The sequence below is a fragment of the Stenotrophomonas sp. AGC87 genome (genome assembly GCF_057333975.1).
The window spans coordinates 329141-337068 of sequence record NZ_JBHFHW010000029.1; the positions used below are offsets into that span (position 1 = coordinate 329141).

A 7928-nucleotide genomic window follows, 5' to 3' on the forward strand; every position below is an offset into this window, starting at 1 on the left:
CACTACTGGATGACGAGCGTCGCTCAGAGCACCGTCAGATTGGCATACGCCATCACCAGCCACTTGCTGCCGGCCTCGATGAATTCGACCTGCACGCGGGCGTGCTGGCCGCTGCCTTCGTAGTCGGTGACCATGCCTTCGCCGAACTTGGGATGGTTGACCATCGCGCCCAGCTTGAGCGGCGGTGCTTCCAGCGCCGCGTGGCCCATCACCCGGTTGGCACCGAGCGAGGTGCCACGCGAGACCTGCACCTTGGGGCGCACTTCGTTGACCAGCTCACGCGGGATCTCGCGCAGGAAGCGCGAGGGCACGTTGTAGTTGTCCTGGCCATGGATGCGACGCGATTCGGCGTAGCAGAGCACCAGCTTCTGGCGTGCGCGGGTGATGCCCACGTACGCCAGGCGACGTTCTTCTTCCAGCCGGCCGCTTTCTTCCAGCGAGCGCGCGCTCGGGAACAGGCCGTCTTCCATGCCGGCCAGGAACACCAGCGGGAACTCCAGGCCTTTGGCGGCGTGCAGCGTCATCAACTGCACGCCCTCTTCGCCGGCCTGGGCCTGGCCTTCGCCGGCCTCCAGTGAGGCATAGGCGAGGAAGGCGACCAGCTCGCTCATGTCCTGGGTTTCTTCGACATCGTCCTCGCGACGCACGAAGCGCGAGGCCACCGAGACCAGTTCGTCCAGGTTGTCCGCGCGCGATTCCGAATCCAGCGCGTTGCGGCTTTCCTTGGACCAGTGCTCGCGCAGGCCCGAGCGCATCAGCACGTGGTCGATGCGTTCGGCCAGGGTCATCGTGTCGGCTTCGGCCTGGAGCTGGTTGACCAGTACCAGGAAGCCAGCCAGCGCGTTGCGTGCACGTGCAGCGAGCTCATTGCCCTGGGTGGTCAGCATGGTGGCCTCCCACAGCGAGATCGCATGGGTACGGGCCAAACGGCGCACTTCATCCAGGGTGCGGTCGCCGATGCCACGCGTCGGCGTGTTGACCGCACGCTCGAAGGCGGCGTCATCGTTGCGGTTGGTCATCAACCGCAGGTACGCCAGCGCATCCTTGATTTCGGCACGCTCGAAGAAGCGCATGCCGCCGTACACGCGGTACGGCACCTGCTCGGAGAGCAGCGCTTCTTCGAACGCACGCGACTGTGCATTGCTGCGGTAGAGCACGGCGACGTCGCCGTAGCTGCCGCCATCGCGCACCCACTGGCGCGCGCGCTCGACCACGTAACGCGCCTCGTCCATCTCGTTGTAGGCGGCGTACAGATCGATCGGATCGCCGTCGCCGCTGTCGGTCCACAACTCCTTGCCGATACGGTCCGGGTTGTGCGCGATCACCGCATTGGCCGCGCCGAGGATGTTGGCGGTGGAGCGGTAGTTCTGTTCCAGGCGCACGGTCTGCGCACCCGGGAAATCCTTCAGGAAGCGCTGGACGTTCTCGACCTTGGCGCCGCGCCAGCCGTAGATGGCCTGGTCGTCATCGCCGACCACGAACACGTGGCCGGTATCGCCGGCCAGTACGCGCACGAAGGCGTACTGGATGGCATTGGTGTCCTGGAACTCGTCCACCAGGATTTCGCGGAAGCGCGAGCGGTAGTGCGCCAGCAGCGCCGGGTTGTCGCGCAGCAGTTCATGCGCGCGCAGCAGCAGCTCGGCGAAATCGACCAGACCGGCGCGGTCGCAGCGCTCCTGATAGGCGATATACGCCTGGCGCATGGTTTCCAGCCACGCGTCATGCGGCTCGGGCTGGATGTGCTGCGGGCGACGGCCCTCGTCCTTCTGCTCGTTGATCCACCAGGCGATCTGCTTCGGCGGGAACTTGCCGTCGTCGATCTCCAGCTGCTGGACCACGCGTTTGACCAGCCGCAGCTGGTCGTCCGAATCCATCACCTGGAAGCTGTCGGGCAGCTTGGCGTCCTGGAAATGCAGGCGCAGCAGGCGATGGGCCAGGCCGTGGAAGGTGCCGATCCACGCGCCGCGGCTGCCCTGCGACAGCTGCAGGTCGATGCGGTGACGCATCTCGCCGGCGGCCTTGTTGGTGAAGGTCACCGCAAAAATGCCATGGGTCGGCACGCCGCAGACTTCATTGAGCCAGGCGATGCGGTGGATAAGCACGCGGGTCTTGCCGGAACCGGCACCGGCAAGCACCAGATGGTGGCCGGGCGGGGCGGACACAGCTTCGCGCTGGGCGGGGTTCAACCCGTCGAGCAAGTGGGAAACATCCATGTCCCCATTTTACCCTCGGGCGGGGCGCTCCGGGCCGTTACCCGGCACCCGGATCGAACGGGTTCAGCCGCGCGCGGCCTGTTCGGCCTGCACGCGCAGTTCCGGGATCGCCAGGCTCTCCCACAAGGTGCCGATGCGCAGGCTGCCGACCACCCGGATCGCGGGCTGTGGCCGGCCATGGCCATCGATCAGGGCACCGTCGTCCACCGTGGTCTCCAGCCCAAGGCCGTGCGGGCCAGGGCGGGCATGTCCGTCCGCCAGCAGCTGCTGGATCAGCGGATTACGCATGGACAGCGCGCGGGTCTCCACCCCGGTGGCATTGATCACCGCGCCCACGGTCAGGGGCGGCAGGCCACCGTCCGGGCTGCGGCCGTGCAGCTGCAGCCCGCTTTCCTGCACCAGCAGCGTATCCAGCCGGGCCCGATGGCGCTGCAGCTGGCCGCTGCGCTCCAGTTCGCTGACCTGGGCATGCACCGATTCGGCGATGCGGTGGCGGTGTACGTCCCAGTACCGCACGACGTGGCGCAGGAAGCGGCGCTGATCGGCCTCGCCCAGGCTCAGCCACAACGCCTGGCCCATCGGCCGGATACGGTCCATCACGCTCTGCCATGGAATGCCTTGGGCCACGGCGGCATCGGCCTGCGCGCGCAGCTCGCGCACGCGCTGGCGCAACGACATCGTCAGCAGCGGCTGCGGATCGAAGGTGACCGCATCGCCGTGCGCCTGTGGCAACGGCAGCAGCGCATGGCGCGACAGCACGTAGATGCGCCCGCGGTGACCGGCAGCGGCCAGGGCAACCACACTGTCGGCCATGCTCAGGCCCGAGCCGATGATGGCCAGATCGTCATCGCCGGCCAGCACGCGCACGCCGTCGTAATCCCACGCCTCCACCGCCTGTGCGGGCGGCAGTGCGTCGGCACCGGGTACCGGCAGCGGACGCATGCTGTTGCCACAGGCCAGCACCACGCGCTGCGCGCGCCACGTCACGTCATCGTCGAGCCGCAGCTCCACGCCGTGTCCGGTCGGCTCCAGCGCGAACACCGGCTGCTCGACCACCTCCAGCGCCGCTGCGCTGCGCTCGCACGCCTGTTCCAGGCGCTCACGCAGGTAGGCGGCGAAATGGCGGCGCGGCACGAACTGATCCGCCAGCACCTCGCGCGGCACATCGGCAATCGCCTGGCTGTCGATCAGGTAATCCAGGAAATCCGCAGGCTGATCGGGCAGCCCGCTCATCTTGCCGGCCGGCACGTTGAGCAGGTGCTCAGGCCAAGGCGTGGCGTAGGCGATGCCTTCGGCCAGCGCCGACGCCGGCTCGAACAACACGATGCGTGACGGTCGCGCAGCATGGCGCAGGGCCTGCAGCGCGACGAGGACGCCGGCAGCGCCGCCGCCGACGATGGCCAGATCACACTGGCGATGGGTATCGGACGCAGTCATGCCTCGATTGTAGGCGATGCGCGTGGGCCGGCCGTCCACGTGCGTCACAGCGGGCTACATCAGCGCATCGGCCAGCCGCGCGATGCCTTCGCGGCTGCGCTTCCACGCCGGCCGTTGGCGCCACGTCGCCAGATCGAGCTGCCGGGACTGCTCGAGATAGTCGGCTTCGATCTGCGCCAGCTGCCGCACCATCCCCGGGTCATAACAGAGCATGCCGATCTCGGCATTGAGCGCGAACGAGCGGATATCCAGGTTGATCGAGCCGACCAGGGCGATGTCTTCATCGACGGTCAGGTGCTTGGCATGCAGGAAATGCGGTTCGTACAACGCGATGCGCACACCGCTGCGCAGCAGCTCATCGTAGTAGGCCTCCTGCGCCCAGGAGGTCAGCCGCTGGTTGGTGCTGGCCGAGAGGATCAGCTGCACCTGCACGCCGGACAAGGCGGCGATGCGCAGCGCGCTCAAGGTCGCCTCATCCGGCACGAAGTACGGCGTGACCAGCACGATGCGCCGACGCGCCAGATGGATCAGCGCGTTCACCGCATCGCGCGCATTGCTGAAGGGATAGGCCGGGCCACTGGGCAGCAGCTGGGTCGGCACATCGGCCGAGCACACCGGCACGGCGGTGAGCACATCCAGGCGCTGCCCGGTTTCCATGTACCAATCGCTGGCGAACACCGCTTCCAGGTGCGCCACCACCGGCCCGCGCACGCGCGCCACCAGCTCCTTGTTCGGGAACCCGGCAACAAACTGCGCGCGCGCCAGGTTCTGTGAGCCGATGTAGCCGACGCGGTTGTCGATCACCGCGATCTTGCGGTGGTTGCGCAGGTCCATGCGGCCACTGCGGCGCCAGCGCAGCCCACCGGGCAGCATCGCGCGCACATCTACGCCGAGGGCTTGGAGACGGTGGCGGTAGTGGCGCAGCCCGCGCTTGGCTCCCACGGCATCGAGCAGCACGCGGCAGTGCACCCCGCGCGCCGCAGCCCGCTGCAGTGCCTGCACGATGGCCTCGCCGACGGCATCGTCGAACATCAGGTAGTACAGCAGGTGCACACGCTCGCGGGCCTGGTCGATGTCTTCGATCAGGGCCTGCAGCGAGGCGTCGTAGTCATTGAGCAGATCCACCGCGTTGCCGTGGATGGGCATGAAATCGCCCTGGCGCTCGATCAGCGGCACGATCTCGGCGGTGGCCGTCTCCGGCGGGGGCGTCCAGCGCAGGGGCGGCTGCAGGGCCTGCTCCTCGCGGATCACCTGGGAGGCCTCGGCCTGGCGCTGCACGCGCTGGCGCGACAGCCACGGATGGCCGAACAGCAGATACAGCGGCAGCCCGAGCAACGGCACGAAGCCGACCAGCAGCAACCAGCTGCGCGCGGCACCGGGCGTGGTGCGGCTGGGAATCCACAACAGCGCGGCCAGCCGGATCAGCCAATCCAGCATCAACAACCACGAACCCAGCAGCCACTCGAACAGCATCGCGTCGCCCGTCGGGAGGGGAAACGCATTCTGCCATGGGCCGATGCATGCAACCGGTAGTGCCGGCCGCTGGCCGGTGCCCCGTATCGCCGGCCAACAAAAAACCCGCCACGAGGGCGGGTTTTTCGTCGGGAAGCTCAAGGATCCTTGCGGATTACTTGATCTTGCCTTCCTTGTACAGGACGTGCTTGCGCACGACCGGATCGTACTTCAGGAATTCCATCTTCCCGGGGGTGTTCTTCTTGTTCTTGTCCGTCGTGTAGAAGTGGCCAGTGTTGGCCGTCGAAATCAGACGGATCTTATCGCGCTTGCCTGCCATGATCGTTTACTCCTCAGACCTTTTCGCCGCGCGAACGCAGCTCAGCCAGAACGGAGTCGATACCGTTCTTGTCGATGGTGCGCAGGGCATGCGCGGAAACACGAAGCTTGACCCAGCGGTTTTCGCTGGCAACCCAGAAGCGGCGCTCGTGCAGGTTGGGCAGGAAACGACGACGGGTCTTGTTGTTGGCGTGCGAGACGTTGTTACCCGTCTGCACTCGCTTGCCGGAAACTTGGCATACGCGGGACATTGCGCACCTCGATAAAAGTAGTTGTCAGCCCATAGCCCGGGCGACGGCGGCCTCGACGGTTTCCCGCCACACGTCATGAGAATCAAAGGGTTACGCTGTCGAGGGCGGACCGGATGACGTGTTCCCGGCCACCGATCCAAAGGTTTTTGGACACAGCGAGCCGCGCATTATGCCCGCTTCGGGGGGCTGCGGCAAGCTGGCGCGGCGCCGGCACGCCGTCCCGGTCCCGTGACGGGCCCTCCGCTAGGCTGCCCGGGCATCGAACCCGGACTCAATGGATGACCCCAGCGCCTTCCTTCCCCCTCCCCAGCGGCCTTTCATGAAGCTGCTCGCCCTGACCTACGGCACCGAAGGCGACACCCGCCCGCTGGTGATGCTCTGCCATGGGTTGATCGCCGCGGGCCATGAGGTGCTGCTGCTGGCCGAGCGCGGCACGCTGGAGACCGCGCGCGAGCTGGGTGTCCCGCATGCCGCGCTGGAGGGCGACATCCATGACGAGGTCGTGGCGCTGGTCTCGCGCGGTAACGCCCGTCTCGCCGCCTCGCGGGGGCTGGCGCGGATGGCGCAACGGCACGTGCCCGGATGGATGCGCCAGGCCGATGCCGCTGCCGCCGGCTGCGATGCCGTGCTGACCGGCGGGCTGGCCGCTTTCGTCGGCCTGACCGTGGCCGAGCACCACGGGCTGCCGGTGATCGGCACCGGGATGATCCCACTGACCCCGACCGCCAGCTTCCCCTCCCCGTTCCTGCCACGCCTGCGCTTGCCCGGCGTTCTCAACCGGCTCAGCTACACCTTGGTCAACCACGCGGTGTGGCGCACCTTCCGGCGTCCGATCAACGCCGCGCGAGTGGCACTGGGCATGCCGAGGCGCGCCTCCCCCTGGCCGGATCTGCCGATGCTGTACGGCATCTCGCCCAGTCTGCTGCCACCGCCGCTGGACTGGCCGGACAACCACCAGATCTGCGGCCAGTGGCGCGCGCCCGAGCGGGGCTGGCATCCGCCGCCGGATCTGCAGGCCTTCCTGGAGGCCGGTCCCGCCCCGGTCTACCTCGGCTTCGGCAGCATGACCGGCTTTGATCGCGACCAGGTGCTGCCTGCGCTGCTGGCGGCCCTGGCCCCGCGGCGGGTGCTGCTGTTCCCGGGCTGGGCCGGGCTGCCCAGTGCTCCCCTGCCGCCCAACGTGTTCGTGATCGGGCCGACCCCGCATGAGGCATTGTTCCCGCGCTGCGCGCTGATCATCCATCACGGTGGCAGCGGCACCACGCACTCGGCCTGCCGGGCCGGTGTGCCCTCGCTGGTGATGCCGTTCGCCGCCGACCAGTTCTTCTGGGCGGATCGGCTGCACCGGCTGGGCGTGGCACCGGCGGCGTTGTCGCCGAAGCGGTTGGACGCCAACACGCTGGGACGGGCAGTTGGCTTCGTCGAGCACGCCGAAACGCGTGAACGGGCTGCTGCTCTGGGAAGGGAGATGGGCACCGAAGAGGGGGTGGAGGAAGCGGTCGATCTGATTCAGCAATGGCTTGCAGGAAATCGATCAGCGCTGAGTGGACGAGGCGGGGCCAAGTGTGACCCCGTCATTTGACCGCCACGGCAACGGACTGCTGTAATGGCCCCACGACCCCGCCCTTGCCGTCGTCATTCAGTTGGCTAAACGGCTTGGGACGAAGAAACCGCCGAAAGGCGGTTTTTTCATGCCCGAAGGAAAGTGCGCATGACTGACACCACCGCCGTCTACGTGGATGGCTACAACTTTTACTATGGCCGGATCCGGGGGACGTCCTACAAGTGGGTGGACATCGTCACGCTGTTCGAACGCTTGGTGCATGAGCAGACGCCGACGTCACAGATGACGTTGGTCAGGTACTTCAGTGCGTTTTGCCTTGCCCGGTTCTCGACTCATGGCAATGCGTCCACGATCGCCCAAGACAGCTTTCTACGTGGGCACGAGGTCCGTCATGGCAGCCGTTTCCAGAAGACAATGGGAACCCACACGCATGATCGCAGCGGGACCAAGATGCCGCGATATGTCGCCTTGGAGTGATCACCCCAAGGCGGCCTCCCGAGGAAGGTGCGATTGCCCACCGCAACATGATGTCCTCGCTGTCAGCGAATGCGCATTGGGCGCGCAGCCATATCCACGATGAAGAGCTGGCGTCCTGCCAGTTGCCTGACCGGATCCAGACCGGAAAGAAGCCTATCGACAAGCCAGCGCATTGGTAAGGCAGCCAGGTGCGCC

The 7928-nt window shown here is 67.0% G+C and carries 7 protein-coding genes; 2 read left to right on the forward strand and 5 right to left on the reverse strand.

Annotated elements, in window-relative coordinates:
- Positions 1-23: 23 nt before the first annotated feature.
- The 5 genes from uvrD to rpmB form a co-directional block, all read right to left on the reverse strand.
- A complete protein-coding gene (uvrD, locus tag ACE026_RS11485) occupies positions 24-2213 on the reverse strand; it encodes a DNA helicase II (RefSeq protein ID WP_259261946.1) in 2190 nt (729 codons plus the stop codon).
- A gap of 63 nt (positions 2214-2276) precedes the next feature.
- A complete protein-coding gene (locus ACE026_RS11490) occupies positions 2277-3650 on the reverse strand; it encodes an FAD/NAD(P)-binding protein (RefSeq protein ID WP_486039099.1) in 1374 nt (457 codons plus the stop codon).
- Positions 3651-3704: 54 nt separating this feature from the next.
- A complete protein-coding gene (cls, locus tag ACE026_RS11495) occupies positions 3705-5123 on the reverse strand; it encodes a cardiolipin synthase (RefSeq protein WP_486039100.1) in 1419 nt (472 codons plus the stop codon).
- Positions 5124-5277: 154 nt separating this feature from the next.
- Positions 5278-5445: a 50S ribosomal protein L33 gene (gene rpmG / locus ACE026_RS11500; RefSeq protein ID WP_172407465.1), complete on the reverse strand. Its 168-nt coding sequence runs from the start codon at positions 5443-5445 to the stop codon at positions 5278-5280.
- Positions 5446-5455: 10 nt separating this feature from the next.
- On the reverse strand, positions 5456-5692 hold the full coding sequence (gene rpmB, locus ACE026_RS11505; protein ID WP_019185625.1) for a 50S ribosomal protein L28: 237 nt from the start codon (positions 5690-5692) through the stop codon (positions 5456-5458).
- Between the two features lie 319 nt (positions 5693-6011).
- Between rpmB and ACE026_RS11510 the strand changes: the two genes are divergently transcribed.
- Entirely contained in the window at positions 6012-7274 is a 1263-nt protein-coding gene (locus tag ACE026_RS11510) for a glycosyltransferase (RefSeq protein WP_486039101.1), read from the forward strand.
- Between the two features lie 129 nt (positions 7275-7403).
- Positions 7404-7733, forward strand: a complete 330-nt coding sequence (locus ACE026_RS11515) for a PIN domain-containing protein (RefSeq protein WP_486039102.1) — start codon at positions 7404-7406, stop codon at positions 7731-7733.
- Positions 7734-7928: the final 195 nt, after the last annotated feature.